Source organism: Desulfosoma sp. (assembly GCF_052743555.1).
This window is the reverse complement of the sequence record NZ_JBRAHS010000002.1, coordinates 109,910-133,848: the sequence shown is the minus strand read 5'-3', so window position 1 is coordinate 133,848 and position 23,939 is coordinate 109,910. Positions and strand designations below refer to the sequence as shown.

The 23,939-nt window shown below is 57.0% G+C and carries 22 protein-coding genes and 2 tRNA genes; 11 read left to right on the top strand and 13 right to left on the bottom strand.

Annotated features, from left to right (window positions below; all coding sequences use genetic code 11):
* Position 1: 1 nt before the first annotated feature.
* Both ACUVSA_RS02100 and ACUVSA_RS02095 read right to left on the bottom strand, forming a co-directional pair.
* On the bottom strand, positions 2-1,201 hold the full coding sequence (locus tag ACUVSA_RS02100) for a hypothetical protein (RefSeq protein ID WP_445890638.1): 1,200 nt from the start codon (positions 1,199-1,201) through the stop codon (positions 2-4).
* A 78-nt stretch (positions 1,202-1,279) separates the two neighbouring features.
* Positions 1,280-2,134 (bottom strand): AAA family ATPase, encoded by an 855-nt coding sequence (locus ACUVSA_RS02095; protein WP_445890639.1) that lies wholly within the window; start codon positions 2,132-2,134, stop codon positions 1,280-1,282.
* A gap of 534 nt (positions 2,135-2,668) precedes the next feature.
* Here ACUVSA_RS02095 and ACUVSA_RS02090 point away from each other — a divergent pair.
* Positions 2,669-3,880 (top strand): MFS transporter, encoded by a 1,212-nt coding sequence (locus ACUVSA_RS02090; protein WP_445893601.1) that lies wholly within the window; start codon positions 2,669-2,671, stop codon positions 3,878-3,880.
* Between the two features lie 162 nt (positions 3,881-4,042).
* On the opposite strand, the gene ACUVSA_RS02085 is transcribed toward ACUVSA_RS02090, so the two are convergent.
* Positions 4,043-4,231, bottom strand: coding sequence for a HEPN domain-containing protein (locus ACUVSA_RS02085; RefSeq protein ID WP_445890641.1), 189 nt, complete (start codon positions 4,229-4,231; stop codon positions 4,043-4,045).
* A 77-nt stretch (positions 4,232-4,308) separates the two neighbouring features.
* Here ACUVSA_RS02085 and ACUVSA_RS02080 point away from each other — a divergent pair.
* Both ACUVSA_RS02080 and ACUVSA_RS02075 read left to right on the top strand, forming a co-directional pair.
* Positions 4,309-4,385 (top strand) — tRNA-Arg (locus tag ACUVSA_RS02080).
* A gap of 11 nt (positions 4,386-4,396) precedes the next feature.
* Positions 4,397-4,472 (top strand) — tRNA-Lys (locus ACUVSA_RS02075).
* Between the two features lie 410 nt (positions 4,473-4,882).
* Here ACUVSA_RS02075 and ACUVSA_RS02070 read toward each other — a convergent pair.
* The 10 genes from ACUVSA_RS02070 to ACUVSA_RS02025 all read right to left on the bottom strand — a co-directional run bounded on the left by ACUVSA_RS02070 (position 4,883) and on the right by ACUVSA_RS02025 (position 14,282).
* Complete coding sequence (locus ACUVSA_RS02070; RefSeq protein ID WP_445893600.1) at positions 4,883-5,497, bottom strand: 4Fe-4S dicluster domain-containing protein; 615 nt, start codon at positions 5,495-5,497, stop codon at positions 4,883-4,885.
* A gap of 4 nt (positions 5,498-5,501) precedes the next feature.
* Complete coding sequence (locus ACUVSA_RS02065) at positions 5,502-6,152, bottom strand: TorD/DmsD family molecular chaperone (protein ID WP_445893599.1); 651 nt, start codon at positions 6,150-6,152, stop codon at positions 5,502-5,504.
* On the bottom strand, positions 6,119-7,297 hold the full coding sequence (locus tag ACUVSA_RS02060) for a molybdopterin dinucleotide binding domain-containing protein (protein WP_445893598.1): 1,179 nt from the start codon (positions 7,295-7,297) through the stop codon (positions 6,119-6,121). Before ACUVSA_RS02060 ends, ACUVSA_RS02065 begins: the two co-directional genes overlap by 34 nt.
* A gap of 8 nt (positions 7,298-7,305) precedes the next feature.
* Entirely contained in the window at positions 7,306-8,325 is a 1,020-nt protein-coding gene (locus ACUVSA_RS02055) for a molybdopterin-containing oxidoreductase family protein (RefSeq protein ID WP_445893597.1), read from the bottom strand.
* Positions 8,326-8,710: 385 nt separating this feature from the next.
* Positions 8,711-9,616 carry a LysR substrate-binding domain-containing protein gene (locus ACUVSA_RS02050; protein ID WP_445893596.1) on the bottom strand — a complete coding sequence of 302 codons (906 nt, stop codon included), beginning with the start codon at positions 9,614-9,616 and terminating at the stop codon, positions 8,711-8,713.
* A 104-nt stretch (positions 9,617-9,720) separates the two neighbouring features.
* A complete protein-coding gene (locus tag ACUVSA_RS02045) occupies positions 9,721-10,422 on the bottom strand; it encodes an ABC transporter ATP-binding protein (protein WP_445890647.1) in 702 nt (233 codons plus the stop codon).
* A complete protein-coding gene (locus ACUVSA_RS02040; RefSeq protein WP_445890648.1) occupies positions 10,412-11,176 on the bottom strand; it encodes an ABC transporter ATP-binding protein in 765 nt (254 codons plus the stop codon). Before ACUVSA_RS02040 ends, ACUVSA_RS02045 begins: the two co-directional genes overlap by 11 nt.
* Positions 11,177-11,217: 41 nt before the next feature.
* Positions 11,218-12,180, bottom strand: coding sequence for a branched-chain amino acid ABC transporter permease (locus tag ACUVSA_RS02035; protein ID WP_445893595.1), 963 nt, complete (start codon positions 12,178-12,180; stop codon positions 11,218-11,220).
* Positions 12,180-13,040, bottom strand: coding sequence for a branched-chain amino acid ABC transporter permease (locus ACUVSA_RS02030; protein WP_445893594.1), 861 nt, complete (start codon positions 13,038-13,040; stop codon positions 12,180-12,182). The genes ACUVSA_RS02035 and ACUVSA_RS02030 overlap by 1 nt, the downstream gene beginning before the upstream one ends.
* Positions 13,041-13,052: 12 nt before the next feature.
* Positions 13,053-14,282: an ABC transporter substrate-binding protein gene (locus ACUVSA_RS02025; RefSeq protein WP_445890651.1), complete on the bottom strand. Its 1,230-nt coding sequence runs from the start codon at positions 14,280-14,282 to the stop codon at positions 13,053-13,055.
* A 214-nt stretch (positions 14,283-14,496) separates the two neighbouring features.
* Here ACUVSA_RS02025 and ACUVSA_RS02020 point away from each other — a divergent pair, with 214 nt between their 5' ends.
* From ACUVSA_RS02020 to ACUVSA_RS01985, 8 genes are all read left to right on the top strand, one after another.
* The gene (locus ACUVSA_RS02020) at positions 14,497-14,838 is read left to right on the top strand and encodes a hypothetical protein (RefSeq protein WP_445890652.1); all 342 of its coding nucleotides are present in this window, start codon (positions 14,497-14,499) and stop codon (positions 14,836-14,838) included.
* A 109-nt stretch (positions 14,839-14,947) separates the two neighbouring features.
* Positions 14,948-15,742 (top strand): carbon-nitrogen hydrolase family protein, encoded by a 795-nt coding sequence (locus ACUVSA_RS02015; RefSeq protein ID WP_445893593.1) that lies wholly within the window; start codon positions 14,948-14,950, stop codon positions 15,740-15,742.
* Between the two features lie 166 nt (positions 15,743-15,908).
* Positions 15,909-17,624 carry a bifunctional sulfate adenylyltransferase/adenylylsulfate kinase gene (locus tag ACUVSA_RS02010; RefSeq protein WP_445893592.1) on the top strand — a complete coding sequence of 572 codons (1,716 nt, stop codon included), beginning with the start codon at positions 15,909-15,911 and terminating at the stop codon, positions 17,622-17,624.
* A 19-nt stretch (positions 17,625-17,643) separates the two neighbouring features.
* Complete coding sequence (locus ACUVSA_RS02005) at positions 17,644-18,681, top strand: DUF6599 family protein (protein WP_445893591.1); 1,038 nt, start codon at positions 17,644-17,646, stop codon at positions 18,679-18,681.
* Between the two features lie 111 nt (positions 18,682-18,792).
* Positions 18,793-19,794 (top strand): DUF362 domain-containing protein, encoded by a 1,002-nt coding sequence (locus tag ACUVSA_RS02000; RefSeq protein ID WP_445893590.1) that lies wholly within the window; start codon positions 18,793-18,795, stop codon positions 19,792-19,794.
* 12 nt (positions 19,795-19,806) lie between these two features.
* The gene (locus ACUVSA_RS01995) at positions 19,807-21,792 is read left to right on the top strand and encodes a 4Fe-4S binding protein (RefSeq protein WP_445893589.1); all 1,986 of its coding nucleotides are present in this window, start codon (positions 19,807-19,809) and stop codon (positions 21,790-21,792) included.
* Positions 21,793-21,839: 47 nt separating this feature from the next.
* Positions 21,840-23,093, top strand: a complete 1,254-nt coding sequence (locus ACUVSA_RS01990) for an aldo/keto reductase (protein ID WP_445893588.1) — start codon at positions 21,840-21,842, stop codon at positions 23,091-23,093.
* Positions 23,094-23,400: 307 nt separating this feature from the next.
* Positions 23,401-23,841, top strand: coding sequence for a hypothetical protein (locus ACUVSA_RS01985; protein ID WP_445890659.1), 441 nt, complete (start codon positions 23,401-23,403; stop codon positions 23,839-23,841).
* The last annotated feature ends 98 nt before the right edge of the window (positions 23,842-23,939 follow it).

Sequence of the window (23,939 nt, the reverse complement as noted above, 5' to 3'; positions counted from 1 at the left end):
ATTAAGCCGCCTGATCCACTGCCCGGCCTTGAACGTTGAGGTAGGCCGTGGCGTTCTTGATGCCGCCCAGAGTGAGATCTTCCATGTGAAAGATGTGCCCGATACGGCCGATGGTGGAACTGTGGTGCGCCCACTGGTCCCGGGGAATGGGGTTCAGCCAGACACTGACGGGAAAAGCTTCCCGCAGTTCCTTCAGCCACACGAAACCCGGTTTCCGTATAGCTGTGGCAGGATCAATGGATCCATAGGAAGCCATGAGTTCCGCCGGGGCCATGTTGGCATCGCCGATAAGAATCAAGCGCGTTTTTTTACCGGCCGCCAAAAGGCGGTCCCACGATACCGGTTGGCGGCGCTGCGGATCGGCATAGACGGTGCCGTAGATGCAGTTGTGAAAGTAGAAAAACCGCACATCGCGAAAGCCCTCGCGAATCTTGTTAAAGACCGTTTTGACCAGATCCACATAGGGCAGCATCGAATAGCCGCCGTTGTCCACCAGGACCAAGAGTTCCACGCGGTTTCTCAGTTCTCTTTGAAAGACCAGCTCGATTTCACCACCGTTTTTGGCTGTCCTTTCAATGGTCCCATCCACGTCCAGTTCATTTTCGGGGCCGATGGGACGCAGGCTCTTGAGGGTGGACAACACCTGACGCAGATTTTCACTGCGAAGAGGTGTTTCATCACTGTAGTGAATGTAGCGGCGGGCGCCGATGACCTTCTGCGCCGTCCCGTGAACACTTTCTCCGTGAACGCGCAGGCCGCCGCCGTGCCGGCCGCTGTGGCCGTAGGGAGACCGACCGCCGGTGCCGACCCATGTCTCCCCACCGTGATGTGCGCCGTCCTGGGCTGCCACGGTGCGTCGAAACCCTTCCAGGAGTTCTTCGTTGTCGAAGGTGCGCAGACCCTCCGGCGGCAGCCGGCCTTCGGCCACTTCACGGCGCAGCCATTCTTTCAAGGGCTTGCCCCTCAACAGGTTTTCCCAATCTTCAGCGGACACCGACGCATCGCCCAGAAAGATCCGGCGAAACACCTGTTCAAAGGCGTCATAGTGTTCCACCTTTTTGACGAACACGAGACGCGCCAAAAGAAAGAGGCGATCCAGGTCACGGGCGAGGCCGGCACGCAGACCTCGATAAAACTCCAAAATGTCATGCACACTGACCGGAATCCCTGCCCGCATCAGGGCGTAAATGAAATCCATCATGCCCGTTGCCCTTTGGGCCTTTGTTGACGGCCGCCGTTGAGCCGGTGCCGGATCACAGCCTTTGACGGAACCGCCGTCTCAAAACCGAAGGCTTCGTCGAAGACCTTTGAATCGCAGAATGTCTTGGGTTCTTTTGAGCAGCGTGCCGATATGCGCGATGTCTTTTCCGGCTCCGGGGCCCCGCACACGGCTGGCCCGCATGGCGCCGATCCAATCCAGAAGCTCGGCGGTGGCCGGAGGTTTTTCAAATCCTTCCTCGCGCAGGCGATAAAAGGTTTCCAGAGACGCCTGTAAAAAGGCGTCGGGAATATCCGGATAATGCAGCCGCACGATCTTCACCATCTCTTCGGGGCCCGGAAAAGGAATGTAATGGCAAAAGCAGCGTCGCAAAAAGGGGTCCGACAGTTCGCGCTTGGCGTTACTGGTGATGATGATAATGGGTCTTTGTTTGGCTTGCACCTTGTGGTTGATCTCTCGAATGATAAAGGCGCCGTCTTCCAGGACGTCCAGCAAGTTGTCTTGAGTGTCGGAATCCGTCTTATCGATTTCGTCCAAAAGCAGCACGCGACGATCGTCACAGGTAAAAGCGCGGCCGATGGGGCCGAAACGAATGTAGTCCCAGATATTGTTCACGTCTCGACCCGTGTCCCCCGTTCCGAACCGGGAATCGTTCAGGCGCAACACCGTATCGTAAACGTAACACAGTTCTTCGCCCTTAAAGGTGGATTTGCATCGAGCTTCTTCCATACGAAGGTTCAGGGCGCGGGCGATCTCAAAGGCCAGCTGCGTCTTTCCCGTGCCGGCTTCGCCGGTCAGCAGCAGCGGTTTTTCCATGACCATGGCGATGTTGACGATTTCTCGAAGTTCCGGATTCAGGTAATAGCGCTCGGTGCCTTCAAAGCGCATGGCAGCGGACGGTGATGCGGACGGCACGGCAAACCTCCTTTACAAGGCATCCCTCATGGAACGGATTCCATGTTCGGTTTTCTCTCACGCCATTTCATCATAGAGTATTTTGACACTGCCTTGAAGCCCATTCTCAAACCGGCGCCTCGGCCCGTGCCCCCCTTTTCGGCCGCTTCCACGGCGTGCTATAGGAGCTTGAGTCACAACGCTTTTGAAGCGTTCGTGGGGGCCCGCCCATTCCAACGGAGGGACCCCGGCTCCTCACCGTCCGCACCCTTCGAAGGGACCGGCTCTTGCCGGTCCGCTCCATTCGGATGGACCGTGCATGTTCCCTGACTGCCGGTCCGCATGTGCTCGGACGCGCAGGAGCGCGTCCCTCCAAGGCTAAGGGCGTGCCCCATGATTCGCCTTGCAGGGATTATGTCCTCGCGGTCCGCTCCCGTGGGACGGGCCGTGTCCTCAAGAAAATGCATTGCTTTTAAGAAAATGGATTGCTGCCCCAACATGCATGTTTTTGGAAAAGTACAATCACCATGAGCCATGTGGGAAAGGCGCCGTGTGGTGAGACGACCCTTGATGGCCTTCCTTAACGTGTGGACCGGGCGTCCGGTGCCGTCCTTGCGCTTGAGCCTTTTTCTTGCTTGCGCGCTCACCTTTGGATTTTACACCGCCTCTTACATGCGCATTCCCGTGGTGCCGCTGTATGCCAAGAGTCTTGGGGCCGACACGGCCACCGTAGGCTGGATCAATTCCATTTTCTTTTTGACCGCCGGATGTCTTTCCCTGCCTGTGGGGCTGTTGTCGGATCGTTGGGGGCGAAAGCGGGTGGCCTTAGGAGGTGTCTTCGTTGTCAGTCTGACTTGTTTCGCTCTGACCTGGGCAGGCACTCCAGCCCATTTGATGGCCATCTATTTCTTTTTCGGTGTGGGCCTTTCGGCATACGGCCCGACCATGATGAGCTACGTTGCCGACATTTCCCCGGTGACCCACGTGGGCCGCTCCTATGGCTGGTACACCACGTCGCTTTACGTGGGCATGAGTGTAGGGCCGGCCATCGGAGCCTGGATTGCCGAGCGGTTCGGCTTTCAGGATGTTTTCGTGGCCTCGGGCGTGCTCACGGCGGGATTGCTTCTGGTGCTGGCCGTCTTTTTGCCGACGCCGCCCGCAGCCGCTTCAAACGCGCAGAAACCGGGGCTCGCTCTTATGGTTCCGCGCGTGCTTCGATCTCGTCCCTTGTGGGGCTGCTGGCTCGTGACACTCGGTCTCTGCTTTGGGCTGGGAATGTTTGTCACCTTTATTCCACTGCACGCCCGGCAAACCGGTATTCCCGTGGCCTCCATCGGGCTGATCTTTATGGTGCAAGGGATCTCCAACGCTCTGTTTCGCATTCCCTTTGGGCATTGGAGCGACCGGACTCGGGACCGAAGACGCCTGGTGGCCCTGGGGTCTCTGGGCACCGCAGGCGCCATGCTGGGCTTTGGCGGCGCTCACCTGCTATGGCACTTTCTGCTGTGGGCCGGCCTTTTGGGAGCCGGGCTGGCTCTGGCCTTCACCTCCATTGGAGCGCTCATCGCGGTGGTCGCCGATCCCCGCTCTCGAGGTCTGGCCATGGGAGGGTACAACACTTCCATTTACATGGGCATTATGGCGGCTTCCGCGGCCATGGGCATCGTGATCACGCACAAAGGCTATTTTTTCGCTTTCTTCGGCGCAGCCGTCTTTACGGGGCTTTGTCTTCTCCTGTTCGGTTTTTTCATGAAATCCGCCCGCTGACAGCCCGGGGTCACCCGCCGTTTCCACCGCCGGGCAATTGAAATGTTACCACCACACCTCTCCTGCCGAAAGCATAGCCAGCAACCGCTCCCTCACTCTCTCCTTATTCGCCGGCCAAACTCCATCCCCCAAGGCGAGAGCCACCACACCCCATCCCTCTTGCTATGTCATAACCTTCTCGCCGATGACCACCGTCCCCTGATGAAAGTGCAACGCTTTGATTGCCTTCTCGGCCGCCTGCTGAGAAGCAAAACAGGCCCATTCAAAATGGCCTAGGTCAATGCTCCTGCGGGCGTGTTCCAAGTCCTGCTTCGCCTGCTTCAGCCAATTTTGCCATCTTTGCGTGTTCACGCCCCAATCCCGAAAAAGTTTCTTGACACCAATGCCCCCCTGGTCTAGTAAAAGACCCCGTTCGTGACCGCGAATATGCGCCCGTAGCTCAGCTGGATAGAGCGTCGGACTTCGAATCCGCAGGCCGCAGGTTCGAATCCTGCCGGGCGTACCACACAACTCTGAGGGCCGTTAGCTCAATGGGTAGAGCAGCTGACTCTTAATCAGGAGGTTCGGGGTTCGAGTCCCTGACGGCCCACCAGACAAAACGAGGGGCCAGGCCATTCGGCCTGGCCCTTTAGATTTTAAGTCTTTTCACGGTGTCTTTAACACGCCTGCCAAATCTCAATAGTCTTCAAGGCGCGACATCTTTAGGCGCCGTGGGCTCGATCATAAACTTTCTGTCAGAATGCCTTCTGGGAGGGCGACAACTTAAGCCTTTTCAGGGAGGGGGAGGAACAACGTCGTCACGAGCCTGCAACTGTGCCTTTCGGATGAGGTGCTTCTGGGGTGAAGGGGCGAGCCGCGCCAGCTATATGGAACATCCACGACGGTAACTTTGGGACGCGGCTTTCTTTTGGAGGACGGAAGCGGCGCACGGCGCGATCTAAAGTCGCCTTGCGCCGCTTGCATGAGAGATATTTTCAGAGGGCCCTTTGAGCCCATGCGGGCTCAGGCCAGGGGCTGGGGCCAGTGGGCCAGCACCTTGAGATCCTTTTGGCGAGGCCGGACGGCTTTACGGTATAATTGTGGCTTCGTGTTGTGTTCCGGATGATAGACATCCACGTCGGAGGCTTCCAAAGCGGCTTTGATGGCCGGGTCGGAAGATAAACCAAAAAGGAGCGCTCCGGTGATGCACTTTTCCACGCACACGGGCTTTTGCCCCTCGTAGACCCTGGCGTAACACCACGTGCATTTGTCGGCCTTGAGCATCTGGCCCACCTCGCGCAGGTACCGAGCACCGTAGGGGCAGGCCTCGACGCAGGCACCGCACCCAATGCATCGTTCTTGGGTGGTGAGCACAAAGCCGTCTTCGGCGCGAAAGGTGGCTCCCGTCGGGCATTCCTTGATGCATTCCGCATTGATGCAATGGGCGCAAGAAATCCTCACGTGGTCCAAAGTCACGTCGGGAAAGGTGCCCGATTCCTCGGTTTCCACACGAACACGAAAGCTTCCCTTTTCGTCTAAGCCATAATAGCGGCGGCACTCCACACTGCAGGCCGCGCAGCCGATGCATAAATTCGCATTGTAGATCATGACATATCGGTCTCGAACGGTTTCTTTCATAGCCCTATTCTCCCTCACACAATTGACGAAGAATTAAAGCCAAAATCTTGTAAACCGGCATCGTGGCATGCCGTTCCATGGCCTGAACGCATCGAGGCACCCAAAGATCGAAGTGGGTGCGCCGAAAATCGTTCCAGAGCACCGAGGCGGCCTCGGCGTACTCTCCACGCTTTTCGGGTCCGCTCTGTGCGGCCGCGCACAGGATTTCCAAAAACTCCAATTCCACCGCCAAATGATCCGGCGGCTCTTTAAGCGCCGTCTCCTGCCACATCACACCCCAGCGCTGAAAAAAGCTCAGGGCCGCTTCCATGGCGTTGCCTGCATAGCTTTCTCGATCGAGATACCAAGAGGTATAAAGAGGCGCAGGAACGCCGCCCCAACGCGCCACAAAAAGCCGCGTGTATTCCACCTGATGAGCTTCCAGCACCGTGTGCGGCCCTTCCATCCATCGGCTCAGCAGCTCTTCCAAAAAGGGCTGAGCGGAACCCAGGTTGTGGACCAAAGGTTCTGAAGACTCTAAAAGCGTCTCCAGATGCTCCGGCGTTTGCGGATAGCGCGCCGCCGTTTTGGCCCAGGCCAGCATCGGGCTCAAAACGGCCGCCCGCGAACGATCCAACGGCTTCAGGCCTTGGTGATGCGCACCGTCGTGTCGCATATCCCCACGCCTCGGCCCGCGGCGTACCGCCTCCATTGCTTCATCTCCGCTAGGGTTCTGTCGGGAAGGATTTCCCCTTCGTTTTGACCCCACCCAAAGCCTCGGCATCGGCCCTTGGCCCAAATGCCAAAACCGTGTTCGGTCATGATGGTGTCCGGCCGAATGCCTTCAGTGATGGCCACTTTGAGCTTGATGCGCCCCACGGGGGATTCCAGCCACACGAGGTCCTTGTCCTTGACCCCGATTTTTTTGGCAACGCTGGGGTGAATGTGCGCCTTGTTTTCACACTGAAGGTCCTTGAGAATGGGGTCGTTGGCGTTTTTGAGCATGCGCATCCAGGGCAAATGGTGGGTCACCACGTAGTAGGGATAGTCCGCGCTGGGTTTGGAGGCGGGTTCCACCCACTCCGGCATGGGGCTGTGGCCCGCTTGCTCCAGAACCGTGCTGTACAGCTCGATCTTGCCGCTGGGTGTTCGAAACTTTTCTTTGGGCCTGAAGGGCTCGCCGCTGTCAAACACCCCATTGGCCTGGCGCAGTTTGTCTTTGTCGAGCCCTATGGCCCCCAGCTGTGCTCCCGCCAGTTTCTTCGGATCGACGACAAAGTCGTAAAGTTTCATGGCCGCCAAAATGCCATTGACAATTTCCCCATAACTCTTCGTGTCTCGGAGTTTGGGCGCCCCTTCGTCCAAGAGTACCTGAGGGCGTTCGGCCTGGTAGCTGCGAACCGTAAAACCGCTGTTTTCGATCCACAGGTTTTCGGGGAGAAGAATATCCGCGTACATGCCCAGTTCGGTGAGGTACATATCGACATTGACAATGAAATCCAGTTTTTTCAAGGCTTCTTCAAAACGCCTCGGGTTGGAGAAAGACGTGGTGTTATAGCTATGAAAAAGAGCCACGCGGGGCTTGGTGTCCTGAAGGATGGCGTCGGCGGCCGTGCTGAATCTCGCTTTCTTGGCTTTGAAGGCCAAAGGGGTGATGTTTTCCGGATCGTCAAACCGTGGCTTGCCGTGAAAATCCGGGTAAGACAACTGATAAACATCCTTCAAGGAAGGAATCTTGGGGGTCCTTGAAAAATAGAGTCCACCGGGTCTGTCCATGGTGCCCACAAGGCTCTGCAGCACGACCATGGCATGCGCCGTCATAAAGGAGTTCACATGTAGACTGGCCCGCCCGCGTCTCGTTTGTGATAAGCCAGGGTCGCCGGTCGCGTGGAACCGAACTCTCTGGCGATCTGAACGAGGGTCTGCGCGGGAACGTCGCATATCCTTTGAGCCCATTGGGGTGTATACTTGGCCACATGAGCTTTGAGCTTATCGAAACCGACGGTGTATTTTTCAACGAACTCTTTGTCGTATAAGCCCTCGTTGACAATCACATGGATCATGGCCAACAGAGCAGCGGTGTCGGTTCCGGGTCGAATGGGAATCCACACATCCGCCTTTTGGGCCGTTTCCGAAAGCCTGGGGTCAAAAATGACGATCTTGGCGCCGTTGCGGCGCGCCTCCATAAATTCTCTTTGGTGAATATTTTTGCTCTTTCCCGGCTGATCGTAACCAAATCCAAGGATGTATTTCGCGTGTGAAAAATCCCATCCCCAAATGCGGTCGCCGCAAACGGCATTTCCCACGACCTCGTGGTTAATGTAGCACGTGTCCACATGGCACAACTGGTTCGGCGTGCCGATGGCGGACTGAAGGTGCACGTCCCAGCCCTTGGGCCTGGCAAAAAGCACAATGGCGTCCGGCCCGTGCTGGTCGTAGACGCGACGAAATTGTTCACCGACCACGCTGAAGGCTTCATCCCAGGAGATGATTTTCCAGGCCGGATCCTGATCCCGTCCCTTTCGAGGGTTCGTCCGCCGCAGGGGATAGGACAAGCGACAAGGATCATGATAGAGACGCGGTGCGGAATAGCCCTTGACGCACAACTTTCCGGCAGCGCCGAGTTTGTCCGCCGGATTGCCCCGCATCTCCCCAAGGCGACCGTTCCTGATCCGGTAGATCATCTCGCAATTGCAGTCGCAGATGTGGCAGGCGTGGTAAAATTGTTTGTCTTTATCTTGGGCAGCCGCCCAGAGGGTTTTTTCAAAAAAAACCCAGTCGGACAAAGCCGCGGCCACCAGCCCTCCGGTGCTCCATTGCAGAAACTGACGCCAACTCCATTGGACCATAGGGAATCCTTCTCGCTTTTCGAACCCGCCGCACGTCCCCGGGCCGCTCTCGGGCCCACCGGTTAAATCTGTGGCTAAGCATGGTCACTATGGAAACCAATTCTTTTCCGCTGACGAGTCCATCCTGCCTGAGGCGCGCGCTGCAAAGGGGGAACACGAGCCGCGTCGCCAAGTGATGAGCAACGGAAAAAAGGACTGTGTGCTTTGAAAAAGTTGTCTCTGAGGATTCGGTTCGCCGCGCGCATGCCGGCTTGGCAGCTCTGTGACGCTTTTTGCATAAGCGGCACAGAGCATCCTGTCCAATGAGAATTTTTTCTGCGCTTATAAGTTTTTTTAATGGAATGGTGCTGAAAAGACGCCGAAAAAAAATGCCCCGCCTTCGCTGCTAAATCAAACCATCTGGGGCAACATCCAAAAGGAACTGGAGGAACTCTCTCTGAGGGCCATTGAAGAGCTTGTGCTTTCTGTATACTATATAAAATTCGTGGAGCGGACACCCTTCCTCGAGCGCGATGGGGCTCAGGCGGCCCTGGTCTAGCTCCCTTTGAATCACCACGGACGGCAATGTGGACCATCCGATGCCCCTGCCCACCATTTCCTTCACGGCTTCATTGCTTTCCGATGTGGCCACGATGGTGCATCGGTCCAGCGTCAGACCCTGTTGCTCCAGGAACCGCACAAAGGCCCTGCGGGTGCCCGAGCCCTCTTCGCGAAGGATGAGGGGTTCCCGCACGAGAGCCTTGATGGAAACGCGCCGCGAGACATTTCCGAAAATCTCAAAGCAGGTCATTGGCAGATGTAAAAACGGATGGTGCACGAGACGAACATCATCGGGGACGATTCCCGCGATGGCCACGTCCAGGGATCCATCGAGAAGGCGGCTGAAAATGTCCTTGCATCGCCCCACGTGGCAGTGCAGAGCAATCTGAGGACGCCTTTTTTGGAACATGGTGGTGTAGAAGGGCACGATGTGCTCTCCCGCGATGCAGCAACACCCCACGACAACGCCTGCGTCTCGTTGCGACGTCCACGGTTGCAGTTCACGTTCCAGATCTTCCAACAATTCGGTCATTTTTTGCGTATAAAGCCAGAGCACTTCGCCGGGTTTGGTCAGTGTCAGTCCACCGGTCTTCTTTCGAATCATCAGAGGGCAGCCCATGAGCTTTTCCAGATTTTGTACCTGCAGGCTGACGGCCGGCTGCGTCAGCCCCAGGGTTTTTCCTGCCTTCGTAAAGCTCTTTTGGCGCACCACTTCGGCGAAAACCTTCAAGGAGAAAAGATTCCACTCCATCGGAGGTTCTCCTTTGCGCCCATGGCTTCGCAAGGTATGGAGGGGTAGTGGTGGTCACAAGGCCTTCAGACCGCCGTCCCCCTTTAGGTGTTAGCGGGCGCAGGTCAGACGGCGAGGCAACGCTGGTGAATGTCTTTGTCGGCTTGAAGCTGGTCTACGGGGCCATGGCACTGCACACGCCCCTTTTCCATCACGTAACCACGATCGGCGACGGAAAACGCAAAACGAGCATTCTGTTCAGCCAACAAAATGGCCATGTCCCCTTTCAGACCAGAGATGACTTCACCCAGAAATTCCACGACCACCGGGGCCAGGCCTTCGCAAGGCTCATCCAAAAGCAGAAAAAGAGGATTGCCCATGAGGGCGCGAGCAATGGCCAATAACTGCTGTTCCCCGCCGCTCAGTTCACCCCCACGCTTTTTGCGAAGCCGTGCCAGCAATGGAAATTCTTCAAAGACGCGCTCCGGCGTCCAGGGTTTCTTGCCTGGGCGAGGCGGCAACATGGCCACTTCCAAGTTTTCTTCCACCGTCAGAGCGGGAAAAATTCGCCTGTCTTCTGGAACATAGCCGATTCCGCTGCGAACAATTTCATGCACGGGCCTACCGCTCACCACCCGACCCTGAAAGCGAATCTCGCCGCGCTTCGGGGGCGCAAAACCCATAATGCTTCGCATCGTTGTGGTCTTTCCGGCACCGTTGCGTCCCAAGAGGCAGACAATTTCCTTTTCGTAAACCTCCAGACTCACACCCTGAAGAATGTAGCTGTCACCGTAATACACGTGAATATCCAAAACTTCAAGGCTCAAGACTTCCTCCTAAATACGCCTCTTTCACTCTGCGGTCGGCTCGAATTTCTTCCGGCGTTCCCTGGGCAAGAACACTTCCCTGATGCAACACGTAGATATAATCGGCCACAGAAAAGACGACTTTCATGTCGTGTTCCGTAATGAAAAAGTTGGTTCTATGCGTATCGGCCAGGCTCTTGATCAATCGAATCATATGTTCGGTTTCTTCGGGATTCATCCCCGCCGTGGGCTCATCCAGAAGCACCATGCGGGGTGAAGGAGCCAGGGCAATGGCCATCTCCACAAGGCGTTTGTCTCCGTAGGGCAGCTCGTGCACGCCTACGTGCGCCTTGTCCACCAGACCCACCATGGCCAAAACCTTCATGGCCGTCGCTTCCAGCTTTCGGTCCCGATCCAGCCTGCGCCAAAAACACAGTGCACCACCGTTCTTAATGATCAAAGGAACCAGAATGTTTTCCAAAACCGTCAGCCGTGAAAAGACATTGGTGATTTGGAAAGAGCGTCCCAGCCCGAGGGCGCAGAGTCGATGAGGGGGCAGTCCGGTCACATCGCGCCCCAGAAAGACCACCCTACCCGCCCTCGGCCTGTATCGCCCGCAAACCACATTGTATAAAGTGGTCTTGCCCGCGCCGTTTGGGCCGATCAAAGCCGTGAGCCGGCCTTCTTCCACCTGAAGGCTAACGCCGTTCAGAGCGGCAAACCTTCCGAAATGCTGATGCACATCCTCCACACTCAAGATGATTTGCTGGGCCATGGATCACCTTGTCCGACAATGAGCCGTTTTCCGCCAGCTGGTCAAAACCGTTTCGTGCGCTCACCAAAGACGTGGGTCAATGTCCCCCAAATGCCTCGCGGGAAGAAGAGCACCACAGGAATGAGGAGGCTTCCCAGCACGATCATCCAATTTTCCGTAAAGGCTGTTACCCAGTGTTCTAGGACAAAGAAAATGGCTGATCCCACAGCCGGCCCCCAAAAGGTTCCGGCACCGCCTAGAATGGTCATGAGCACAGGCCGCGCGGAGAAACTCCAATGAAGCATGTCCGGAGCGGCCATTCGATTAAAAAGGCACAAAAGGAACCCGGCCAGGCCCGCAAGCCCCCCGGCGATGACAAAGGCCACCAGTCGCACGACCTTCACGTCGGCTCCGGAAAAGGATAATCGCTGCTTATTTTCCCGTACGGCCTGCAGCATAAGTCCGAAAGGGGAACGAACCACGGACCATAAAAAGAGGGCTCCCATAAGGAACCAAAAAAGAGTGAAATAAAACATGACCGACGGAGAACACAGAGAAAACTTCCATGGTCCCAAAGACAACGACGGCATGGAAAACACAGGCAGGCCGTCACTGCCCCCGGTCACTTCCCTCCAGTTGTGCGCTAGGGTGTAAAGCATCATCCCAAAGGCCAGGGACAACATGGCAAAAAAGATCTCATCCCGACGAACGCACAAGAACCCCACCGAGAAAGCCACAAGATTCGCCGAAAGGACACAGGCCAGCAAAATGAGCCACAGGGATGACCCATAGTGGATCATGCCCAAAGCGGCCACATAGGCGCCTACACCTAAAAAGCCAGCGTGTCCAAAAGAGAGCAGGCCCGTGTATCCAAAGAGTAGGTTGAAACTCATGGCAAAGAGGGCCATGATAAGAATTTCCGTGGCCAAAAGCACCCAATAGATAGGTGCAAATAGAGGATACGCCAGGAGAAGTCCCGCCAGGGCAAGACCAAAGGGCAGGCCGCTGAGGAATCTGTGAGCCATCATCCCTCCCTGCCCAGAAGGCCTCGTGGCCGCACCAACAGCACCAAAGCCAACAACACGTAAGACAAGGCCATCTGCAACCGACCGGCAAAAAGGGTTCCGAAGGCGTCCAAGAGCCCAAGAAGAAGAGCTCCCACAAAGGCTCCGGGAAAACTGCCTAATCCCCCGACCACCACGACGATGAAGCTCTCGATAACGATCCTCTCCCCCATGGCTGGCCCTACACTCTGGTGAGGGGCTGCCAAGGCCCCTCCCAGAGCCGCAAGCCATGCACCCAGACTGAAAACCAGCGTAAAAAGCAACGGCACGCGAATCCCTACCCCTTCAGCCATGTGCCGGTCTTGGGCGGCGGCGCGAATCATCTTTCCCCATCGTGTCCAGGTAAAAAACGCCCACAACCCCATGCCCAGAACCGGCCCTACCAGGATCAAAAACAGTCTGTAGACGGGGTAGGAATGAGAAAAAAGCCTCACGCTTCCCGCCAAAAGGTCCGGAGGATCCACCACATGGTACGCCGCCCCCCAAAGGACGCGCACGGCATCATCCAACACCAAAAGGACGGCAAAGGTGAGTAGCAACTGAAAACTCCGGTCGCGGGAGTACACGCGTCGAAGCAATGTGGTTTCTATGCCCATGCCTAAAAGAGCCGTCATCAGGGGGGCAATCAGCACTCCGGCCCAAAAAGAAGGGATGAAGCGCATCACGGTCATAGTTCCATAGGCTCCCAACATAAAAAGGGAACCATGGGCAAAGTTGAGCACGCCCAAGACCCCGAAAACCGTCGTGAGTCCCGCCGAAATGAGAAAAAGCAGCATACCCCAGCTCAACCCGTTGAGGACATTGACCACCATCACTTCCATGAAAAACCCTTCTCATTTCATGCGGCAGCCTGTTTCTTCCACCGGCGGTGTGACCGCTTCAGCTGGGAAGATTTTGATCGGTTTCAAAATGCGAATGGGATAGTTGGGATCTGAAGCCGTTTTACCCCACGTGGCATTGGTCCAGGCCTGATGATCTTCGGGCCGCAAGGTGACGGTTCCCACGGGAAGTTCCAGTGTCAGTCCTTCCAGGGCCTTGATGATGGCCTCCTTATCCAAGGTTTTCGCCTTTTCCGCTGCGGCTTTCAAGGCATAGAGGGCCGCATAGGCTCCGTGAGCGTTGTAGGAAGGGAACTGACCGTAGCGTTTCTTGTAGTTGTCGCGAAAGGCCACGTTGATTGGGGAATCGTTGGCAAGAAACCAGTAGCGGGTTCCCACCCACAGGCCTTCAGGCATTTTGTCCCCCAGGGCATAAAGGACTTCGGTCGCAGCGCCCAGGGTCATGAGGACTTCCCAGTCACCCTTGAAAAACCCCATCTCGGAGGCTTGCCGAACAAAGTCAATGAGATTGCCCCCCCAGAGGGAGATAAGCACGCCTTCAGGCTTGGCATTCATGATCTTGGTTATATAGGCGCTGAAATCCGTGGTTTTGGTGGGCGCAAAGGCTGTTTGGTCTTGAGGCATAAAGGTCACGTCGGGACGCAGTGCCTTGAGGTATTTCTGAAAATACTCCCAAGACTCATGTCCGAAGGCATAGTCCGGCCCCACTGTGGTCCATGTCTTAGCTTTGGACGCGGAAGCCACAAGAGCCGCGGCTTTAACATTTTGGTTCAGGCTGACGGAAATGCGAAAGGTGTACTTGTTGCACAAACTTCCCGTGACATCGGGCGTTGCGGCATGGGTGACAATGAGCGGCGTTTGCATCTCGGGCATGAGGGGAACAACCGTGTTGGCCACAGCACTGGAATCCAATCCGATAACACTTATCACACCGTCCTGATAAACCAGTTTGCGGATGACGCGCACCGCCACGTCGGGTTTTCCCGTGGAGTCCTCAAAGATGGCCTGCACCGGACGCCCCATGATGCCTCCGGCGGCATTGATCTCGTCCACGGCCATTTCAGCCCCCTGTTTGGCAAACTGACCATACGTCGCAAAGGGTCCGGACATGATGTACACGAAACCCACCTTGAGAGGATCCGCCGCCTGTGGTGCCGCCGGCCCCAAAGCCAGACCCAAAACCACCCACACCGTGAGAAGCCACATCCGTTGCCACCCTTTCATGAATACACCTCCCTGTTCTGATAAACCCGTTGCTCATGACCCGCCTTCTCGGCCCTGCAGAGCCAGAGCCATAGGGAAGCTATAGGCCGAAGCGTTTCTGATACCTGTCGGAAAGTGACTTCTTGATAAAATCGCCCATCCTAGTAAAGTGGCCAAGTGCTATGCGCCCCGACAATGAAGGGTGAGAAGTTCACGGAGGTGGGAGTGCGCAAAATTGTTTGAATCGTTAACGCGCTTTGTCACCGCCTCCCGAACAACATTTTCTGGCCTTCACTCTCCTTCGCAAACAGAGCGTGCTAGGAAAAGTGCCAGCTCAGGAAAAGCAACCAACACGACCATCATGATACGCAGCATGATCCTAAAGGAAAAGGCGTCGATCATGAGATCGCTCATAGAGCCGGTTTGGCAACCCCCTTGGATGGCATATAGATTAAGCCCCACCGGACAAAAAGAAATTCAGGAAAAAGGTGTTTATGTGACCGCCCGAGAACTCGTTTTTGCTGGTTTACTGCTTTCAGTTTCAGCTGGAGCCAAGGCCAAGATCAGCCAATATTGATGTCCTCGGACAAATTCCTAACCGACAATGTGATATGAGTCAAGTAACCTTGGACTTAAAAGAGGGGAAACTTTCGTTTACTAAGACATCGGCAGGAGGTGAGCCTCAAATGGACACAACGCTCATGCTGGCTTTGGCGCAAGTGGAGGGCAGCGAGGATGTTTCGCAGAACCTTGAGACCGCCCGCCGTTATATTGAGATGGCGGCCCAAAAAGGGGCCCACCTGGTGGTCTTTCCCGAAATGTTCATGGGACTGCCCGCGGCGGGTCGTCCTCCCGTAACCTTCCTGCGCCAATCGGGCGTCGATTTTTTCGGTAGGTTGGCGGCCCTGGCCAGGGATTTGGGCCTGGCCGTGCTCGCCGGCGGCTGGGAACCCTCACCGGATCCGCACAGGGTCTACAACACAGCCGTCCTTTTAAGCCCTCTAGGCGAAGTCCTTGCCAGGTACCGAAAACTGCACCTCTTTGATGCCCTGAACATCCGCGAATCAGACACCATGACTCCTGGGGAAAGCCCCCCTTCGGTCGTGACCTTGAACGGGGTTCGTGTGGGAATGACCATTTGTTACGATTTACGATTTCCGGAAATCTTTCGTCACCTGGCCGACCAGGGCGCCCAACTGGTGTTGGTCCCATCGGCCTGGTATCAGGGGTCCGTCAAGGAAGACCATTGGCTCACGCTCCTTCGAGCCCGCGCCATTGAAAACGCTTACTATGTGGCCGGGTGCAATTTGATCGGAAGGTCCTTTTGCGGAAGATCCACGGTGTTCGACCCCTTTGGCATTCCCATTGCCTCCGCTACGGAAACCGAAGACCTTGTTCTCGCGTGCGTGTCTTCCGCGCGCATTGAATTCGTGCGCCAAAAGCTTCCTTCACTGCAAAACCGCCGAAAGGATGTGTTCTAAACCTGTGGATGGACCGAAACGGCACGATGAAGGGGGGTGGGGCCGTGAGCCTTTTGCATTTCAAAACACGCCCGGACATGGTAAGAACAGGCCACGCGGCATTGTTTCACAGGAATAAACGCTCCAGCTCAAGGCAAGGGACACGACATCGGCAACGGGTGAAATCATGACCGAGAGCACCGCGACGGCCCACGGCGGCGAACTGCTTAATCTCGTGGTGAATGAAACTCGAGCTCAGATGCTCAGGGATGTGAGCCGAGGGCTTTCCAGTTTGACGCTCAACACCCGACAACTGTCGGACCTGGAACTGCTCCTGAACGGAGCCTTTTCGCCCCTGCGCGGCTTTATGACCAGCGCCGACTACGAATCGGTGTTAGATCGCATGCAGCTGCAAAACGGCGTGCTGTGGCCTCTGCCCATCTGCCTCGATGTATCGGAAGCCGAAGCCTGCTCCTTGGACGCCGGCCAGTCGGTGGCTTTGCGTGACATGGAAGGGTTTATGGTGGCCGTGCTGCATGTGGAGGACGTCTGGCCCATCGATAAGCCACGGGAGGCTGAGATCATCTACGGCACCACGGACACCGCACACCCTGGGGTGGATGCCTTGTTTCACAGTTATGGCACACATTATGTGGGCGGCACGGTGGAAGGGGTGCAGTTGCCCCTCCATTTCGCCTTTAAACGGTTGCGGCATACCCCTCATGAAATGCGCGCCCTTTTTAAAAAACTGGGCTGGCGCCGCATTGTGGGGTTTCAAACGCGAAACCCCGTGCATCGAGCCCAGTTTGAAATGACCCTTCGAGCCATGGACCGTGCCAAGGCGAACCTGCTGCTTCATCCCGTAGCCCGCCGGGCCACGCCGGGCGATATCGACGACTATACGAGGATTCGGTGTTATCAGGCGGTGAGCCGATATTATCCACCCAACATGATGCTGTTGAGCCTTCTGCCTTTGGCCATACGCCTGTGCGGTCCTCGAGAAGCCCTTTTGCACGCCATCGTTCGTAAAAACTACGGCTGCACCCACTTCATTGTGGGTCGGGACCACGCCAGCCCGGCTCCAACCCCGAACGGCCGCCGATTTTACGAGCCCGAAGCGGCCATGAAAACGGCGCTGTCCTGTCAGGAGGCTCTGGGCATTGAAATCATTCCCTTTGAAGAACTGGTCTATGTTTTTGAAGAAGACGCCTATATGCCGCTTCGCGAGGTGCCGCCCCAGAGCACGGTAAAATCCCTGACGCTGGAAGAATTTCACCGCCGGCTTCGAGAAGGCAAGCGCGTGCCGGAATGGTTCAGCTTTCCCGAAGTCATCGAGGAGCTGCAAAGAGGTTACCCGCCTCGACACAAGCAAGGATTTACCATTTTCTGCACAGGGCTTTCCGGAGCGGGAAAGTCCACCATCGCACGCATTCTTTACGCCCGGCTTTTGGAAATGGGGGGTCGGCCCGTAACGCTGCTGGATGGAGACGTGGTGCGGCGCAATCTTTCCAGTGAACTGGGCTTTTCCAAGGAACACCGCGACATCAATGTGCGTCGCATCGGGTTTGTGGCCAGCGAAATCACCAAAAACCGCGGCATCGCCATCTGTGCTCCCATTGCCCCTTATGCCGCCACCCGACGGCAAATTCGAAGCCTGATCGAAAACTACGGCGGTTTTGTGGAAGTCTATGTGGCCACGCCCTTGGAAGTGTGTGAAAGCCGCGATCGCAAGGGATTGTACGCCAAGGCTCGCGCAGGCCTTATCAAGGGCTTTACCGGCATCGACGACCCCTATGAGCCACCCACCGCCCCCGAGGTGGTCATCGACACGACGGAACTCACTCCCGATGAAGCCGCCCAGGAAGTCTTGCTTTATCTGGAACGCGCCGGCTACATCAAATGACACGATCGGGAGGACGAAGGTGGCAGTGCGAACCAAGCCGGAACCGAGCCGAAGCGAACGACGTCTGTCGTGGGCCTTGCTGGGCGTGATGGCTTTGATCACCACCGGGGTTTTCATGGCTTCCTTTCGCCAGGATCCTTTCCTGACGGGAAAAGCGGGAACCGCGGGTCCCGGGGAACCCATGCCGCCCAAGGCAGTTTCGAATTTCTCCTTTCCCGACTGGGCCCAAACACTTGCCAAAGACCTGACCACAGCGGGACCCATGGAAACCTTTGACGCCCAGACCCTGGCGGATAAAATCGACGGCAAGGCGGAACTGTACCTGGAAGCGGGATTCACATCCCTTCGCACGCAACGCGTGGCACTCAAGGAAGATCCCAGCCTGTGGGCGGAGTTTTTTCTTTTTTCCATGAACCATTCAGAAAGCGCCTATGCTGTTTTCAGCCAACAGAGGCGCTCGTCGGCTGTTCCCTTGCCGGACATGGCCTTCGGTTATCGAGCCGCCAACGCCGTCTGTGCGGCCGCCGGAAACTTCTACTTGGAAGGGATTGGATCCTCGGAAGACCCTCGACTCATGCAGGCCGTGGCGTCAACCCTCACGCCCCTTATAAAATCCATACCCCCGTCGGCCGACATTCTTCAGGCCTTGCAACGATTTCCCGAGTCCATGAAAGCTCATGAAAAGGCGGTGCTTTATTTGGGGAACGCTTTTGGCTATGAGGGCTTTCAGAGAACCTATGCCGTGCCGATTCTGGAAGACGGATCGGCCATGACGGTCTTCATCGTGACGGCCCACAAAGCCACAGACGGCCCTTCGGCCGTCGCAGCCTATGTGGAGTTCCTCGAAGAAAACGGCGCGCGACGCCTTTCGCCGGTTCATGCCGAAGGGGACATGGTGGTGCTGGATCATTTCGGATTCGTGGAAGTGGTCTTTCCCCATCGAGGATTGGTGGCCGGCGTCCACGAGGCCCAGGAGCAGAAGGTGGCGGAACGAGCAGCGCGACATCTGTGGCAGCACATGAAAAACCTTGAGGCCGACCTTTCAGGAAAAATCTAAAGGCGGTTTTCCAAAACGGCTTTGAATGATCTTGCAAGGAACGGCGGCTTCAAAAGCCTTTATGGTCTTGCGCGTGGCAACCGGATCGACTTTTGGGATGGGGTTCTGGGCATGGAAAATCATCTCGAGCCGTCTGTGACGTATCCTCCGCGACGGCGTATTTTGCTTTGCGCCCTGCGTTACGGCCTCGGCTTAGGGGCGCTGTGGGCTTTGGGTCTGAGTCTTCGAGACGGCATAGGCCCCAAAGTAACCATAACAAGGGACAACGCCCTGGTGGGACCGTGGGATTGGTCCATTTCCCACGCCCCAAAAGCGGTGGCCGTGGTGACAGGATTGGACCGAGCTGCGTGTTTCGCCGCAGGGGTTGCGGCCCTTGGCGGCATTAAAACATTCGTCTCTTCGGGAGATCGCGTTTTCATCAAAGTGAATGCCGCCTTTGCCAGTCCTCCGTCCCTCGGCGCCACATCCCATCCCGATCTGGTGCAGGCGGTGGTGCGTCACTGTCGTGAAGCCGGAGCGTCCCGCGTGATCGTTTCCGACAATCCGATCAATGATCCGGCAAGTTGCTTTCGTTTAACGGGGATCGCCGAAGCGGTCCAATTGGGTGGCGGGGAGCTGTGGGTTCCCGAATCGCGTCGTTTTCAATCGGTGACCCTTCCCGACGGCCGCTACTTACACCAATGGCCCGCATGGGCCGCCCCTTTTCGAAAGGCCGACAAGGTCATTAACCTGGCCCCGGTCAAGCATCATCATCGCGCGGGAGCCTCCATGATCTGTAAGAACTGGTACGGGCTTCTGGGGGGGGCTCGAAATCTGCTTCACCAAAATGTTCATGTCGTCATCGGGGAATTGGCGGCTTTGTTCCGACCGACTCTGGTTGTACTGGACGGCATCACCGCCATGATGACCAACGGCCCCACGGGCGGCTCATTGGCCGACGTGAAAGAAGCGAGAACGCTTATCATCAGCCCCGATCCCGTGGCGGCGGATGCTCTGGGCGCCCGGATTTTGAACATCGATCCGCACAAGCTGCCCTATCTGCACCACGCTCAGAGGCTCGGAGCAGGCAGCCTAAACCTCGATGCCATCGCCCTGCATCACATCAGCGTTTAAGACGAGCTTTCCATGCGCATCCATCATGTGCGACGCCTCAGCCAAGGGTATTTCCTGTTCCTGTTTGTGTTTTTCTGCGCCGTCACGCGTCTGGGCACTCAGTGGACAGAGATTCGCGCCTGGCCCGTCAACTGGCTTTTGCAGCTCGATCCCCTGACGGCCGTGAGCACGGCTCTGGGCACGGGAACTCTCTTTGCCGGCCTTCTGTGGGGTGTGGTGACCCTTTCTTGGACGTTTCTTGTAGGGCGTTTCTTTTGCGGGTGGATCTGCCCTCTGGGAACGCTGCACCAGGCGTTGGGCTGGCTAGGAGCTCGACATAAAAGCTTTGCGCAAAAGCTGGCCGGCAACGCCTATCATTGGGCTCACCGCCTTAAATTTTATGTTCTCTTTTTCTTTCTCGGCATGGTGTCCGGTCCTCTGTGGACACCCGCCCGCTGGACAGACTGGGCTTTGGCCGCAAAAACCCTTGGCCTTTTTGTAGTATTGGCCGCACTGGTTTGGGGAATGTCAGCTCAAGAAAACCCCGTGGCCTCACGTGCATCTTCAAGAATCCAAGAAGGGCTGATGGGTCTGGTCCTTTTTGCCTTGGGATTGGCTCTGGGTCGATTCCCTGCCGCCGTGGGATCGCTGCAAACAGGGTTATTGGATCCCTTTCCTCTGATCCACAGGTCCATGAACCAGGTGGTGCTTCCTGCTCTGGGACTTTTTCAGCCCAAAGGGCTCGCCGAAAGTCGGTGGACGCAGGGCTCTTGGCTTCTCGGCCTCGTTTTTTTCGCCGCCTTGGCATTGAATTTTCTTAAGCCTCGATTTTACTGCCGATACCTATGTCCCGCCGGGGCGCTGATGCATCTTGTGGGACAACGCTCTCTGTGGCGCATGGCCCGAATTGTCGACCGTTGCACGGACTGCAAACGCTGTGAGGCCGTCTGCGATGCCGCCTGCCGCCCTTCATCGAACCCCATTGCCGGCGAATGTACTTTGTGCGGCAACTGTCTGGTGGTGTGCCCGGAAAAGGCCATCACCTACACCTGGGCTCCTTCACCGAATTCGACCGCCGCATCCGGCGAAGGGCTTCTGTCCCGCCGCCGAGTCTTAGCCGCCTTGGGCTTGGGCCTTTTCGCCGCACCCGTTTTCCGTCTGGAAGGTCTGGCCCAGCGTCGGTTTCCACCCTTGGTGGTGCGGCCTCCGGGATCTTTGCCCGAAACAGAATTTCTACGCCGCTGCATCAAATGCGGTCAATGTTCGCGCATTTGTCCCACCAACGTCATTCAGCCCGCCTTATGGGAAGCGGGCCTGGAAGGGTTATGGACACCGGTTTTGGATTTTCGCGCCGGAACCAGCGGCTGTCAGTACCAGTGCGTGGCGTGCAGCCGCGTCTGCCCGACGGCCGCCATTCGGCCTTTGAGTCTGGAAGAAAAACACGGCACCGGGGCGTTTGCCGACCGCGGGCCGGTTCGCATCGGAGCCGCCTTTGTGGACCGCAGCCGATGCCTGCCGTGGGCCTTTGGCAAGCCATGCATTGTATGCGAAGAAAACTGCCCGGTAAGCCCCAAGGCGATTCAGACCGTTGAAACCTTGGAAAAATTACCCAGGCCTTTCCTGTGCCTCGGCGAACGCCAAAATCACCGCTGGATTGTGGAAGGTTTTCAGCCGCCCGACATGCCTCCGCCATTGGAAAACCTGTGGCTGGTCGCCGACTTCTCGGATTCTTCGTTGCAATGGCCCATTCGAGCCTGGGGGCAAGGATGGATTGACGTAGATTTCGCACCAGACCAGACAAAGGACGAAGCCGCCGATATGTCGACTGCGAAGCGCCCCTTTTTTCTTGCCGTGCGCCTCAAAAAGCCCATGGTGGACCACACACGATGCGTGGGATGCGGCATCTGCGAGCATGAATGCCCGGTGCGGGGCGTTCCGGCTATTCGAGTGTCAGCCGAAAACGAGTCGCGTCATCCGGAGCGATCCTTGATTGCAGGAAAGACATTCCCCAACACCTGAGGTTTTGTTTCCCGTTGACCGAGAATCTGCACACGGGAGGATGCCCTATGGACCGTAAAACTTTGGACAGAGCTCAAAGCCCGGGCAGCGGCCTTTCCCGACGAGTGTTTCTTAAAGCGGCGGGCGCCGTAGGACTCGGCGTCGGTGCCGCCGCGGCCCTGAATCTTCCGTCTCTGGCGATAGCCCAGGACGGCCCCGTGCCGCACAAAGTGCCGCAACGGCCCTTTGGTGCCTCCAAGATTCCTGTTTCCATTTTGTCTTTGGGCGGCATGTTTGATACGGGGTCCAACCACGTCTTGCTTCGGCAGGCTCTGCGCTGGGGGGTGACCTACTGGGATACGGCGGACTGTTACGGAGGCGGCCGAAGTGAAGAAGGAATCGGCGCCTTTTTCGCCCGATTTCCCGAAACCCGAAAAGACGTTTTTCTCGTGACCAAATCCGATGCGCGAGACCCAGCCGGAATGACCAAGCTGCTGGAGCGCAGCCTGCAGCGCATGCAGACGGACTGGATCGACCTCTATTTTCTGCATGCAGTAGGTTCCCTTGAAGAACTCAGCCCAGATGTGCGGCAATGGGCGGAGCAGGCGAAAAAATCAGGAAAAATCCGTCTCTTCGGCTTCAGCACACACGGCAATATGGCCCGGTGCCTGGAAGGGGCGGCGCGGCTGGGCTGGGTGGACGGCATTATGTTCACGTACAATTTTCGACTCATGCACGATGCAGCCATGAAGCGGGCCATTGACCTATGCACGGCGGCCGGCATCGGCCTCACAGCCATGAAAACCCAAGGCGGCGGCCCCCTTCGAGTGGACGCTTCCGAGGAAGGGGTTTTGGCCGAAAAGCTTCTGGCGCGAGGTTTCACGGACAAACAAGCCAAGATCACGCTCGTGTGGGAAGATAACCGCATCAGCAGTCTGTGTTCGCAAATGCCCACCATGACCATTCTCATGAGCAATGTGGCCGCCGCACTCGACCGAACGACGCTCAGCCAAGACGAAAAGAACGGCTTGGCCCGCTACGCTGAAGCGACCCGGCACAGCTATTGCGCCGGATGCGCCGAAATCTGTGGCAACGCCGCCGGAGTGCCCATCGCCGACATGATGCGGGGCCTCATGTACGCCCGAGATTACGGCGACACCCAAGCCGCCCGCGAAGCCCTGGCACAGCTTGCCGATCTGCGGGTTTTTGAAAATCTGAACTGGGAACGGGTTCAAATCGCCGAAGCCCGATGTCCTCAGGGCCTTCCGGTGCGTCGCTTGGTGGCCGAAGCCGCCGCCCTTGCCCACAACCTCACGGCGTAGTGCACTGTTCGACCATGCCTTCCCTGCCATTGGTTCGGGCGCGGATGGATCCATAGAGGGAACCGCGTTCACCGCAGTACGCACGTTGGCAGGACGCGCAAGAGCGCGTGCCACCGATGCCAGGGGGTCGGTCTCGGGTCCAGCTCGAAGGGACGCCATCCCCGCGGTCGAAAGAGCCTTTTCACGGCCTTTTGCACGCCTTTGGCGGTTGCCCCAAAAGCAGCTTCCTGTGCGCCCCGTCCTTGCCCAGGGCTTTTCCTCCGTGCTACAAAAGGGCACCAGGCAACACGACACATGGGACCGAACCATGACCGCATCGACTTTTCCCTTCAGCGAAGCGGAACTCAAAGAATGGATCGCCCAGAGTGTGGCCGAAGTCTTTCGGGAACGGGCCGATGAGCTGATTGCCCAAAAGCTTGCCGCTTTCGTCACTGAAAACGAGCGCCGCGCCCGCGAACTGGCCCTTATGGAAAGGGTTGTTCGCGTGGAAGAGGAACTCAAAGCCCTTCGAGAGGTTCAGACGGCCCACTTCCAGGTGACCGAAAAGCGCTTTGAGGCCCTGCAAAGGGAAATAACCGCTCGCTTTGCAGCCACGGACAAGCGGTTTGAGGCGGTGGACAAGCGCTTCGAAGCCATGGACAAGCGGTTCGAAGCCATGGACAAGCGGTTCACCACGCTGCAGTGGACGATGGGTCTGGGGTTTTCTTTGTTGGTGGCCTGGATGAGCCTTTTGAAATTTTGGCCATAGAATCCCCCCAAAGAATGCCTTTTAAAAAACACGGCAAGCGGCCACGAGCACGCACGAGAAAAGCCTCAGCGTTTTTTCATGACAAAACATTTCACAGT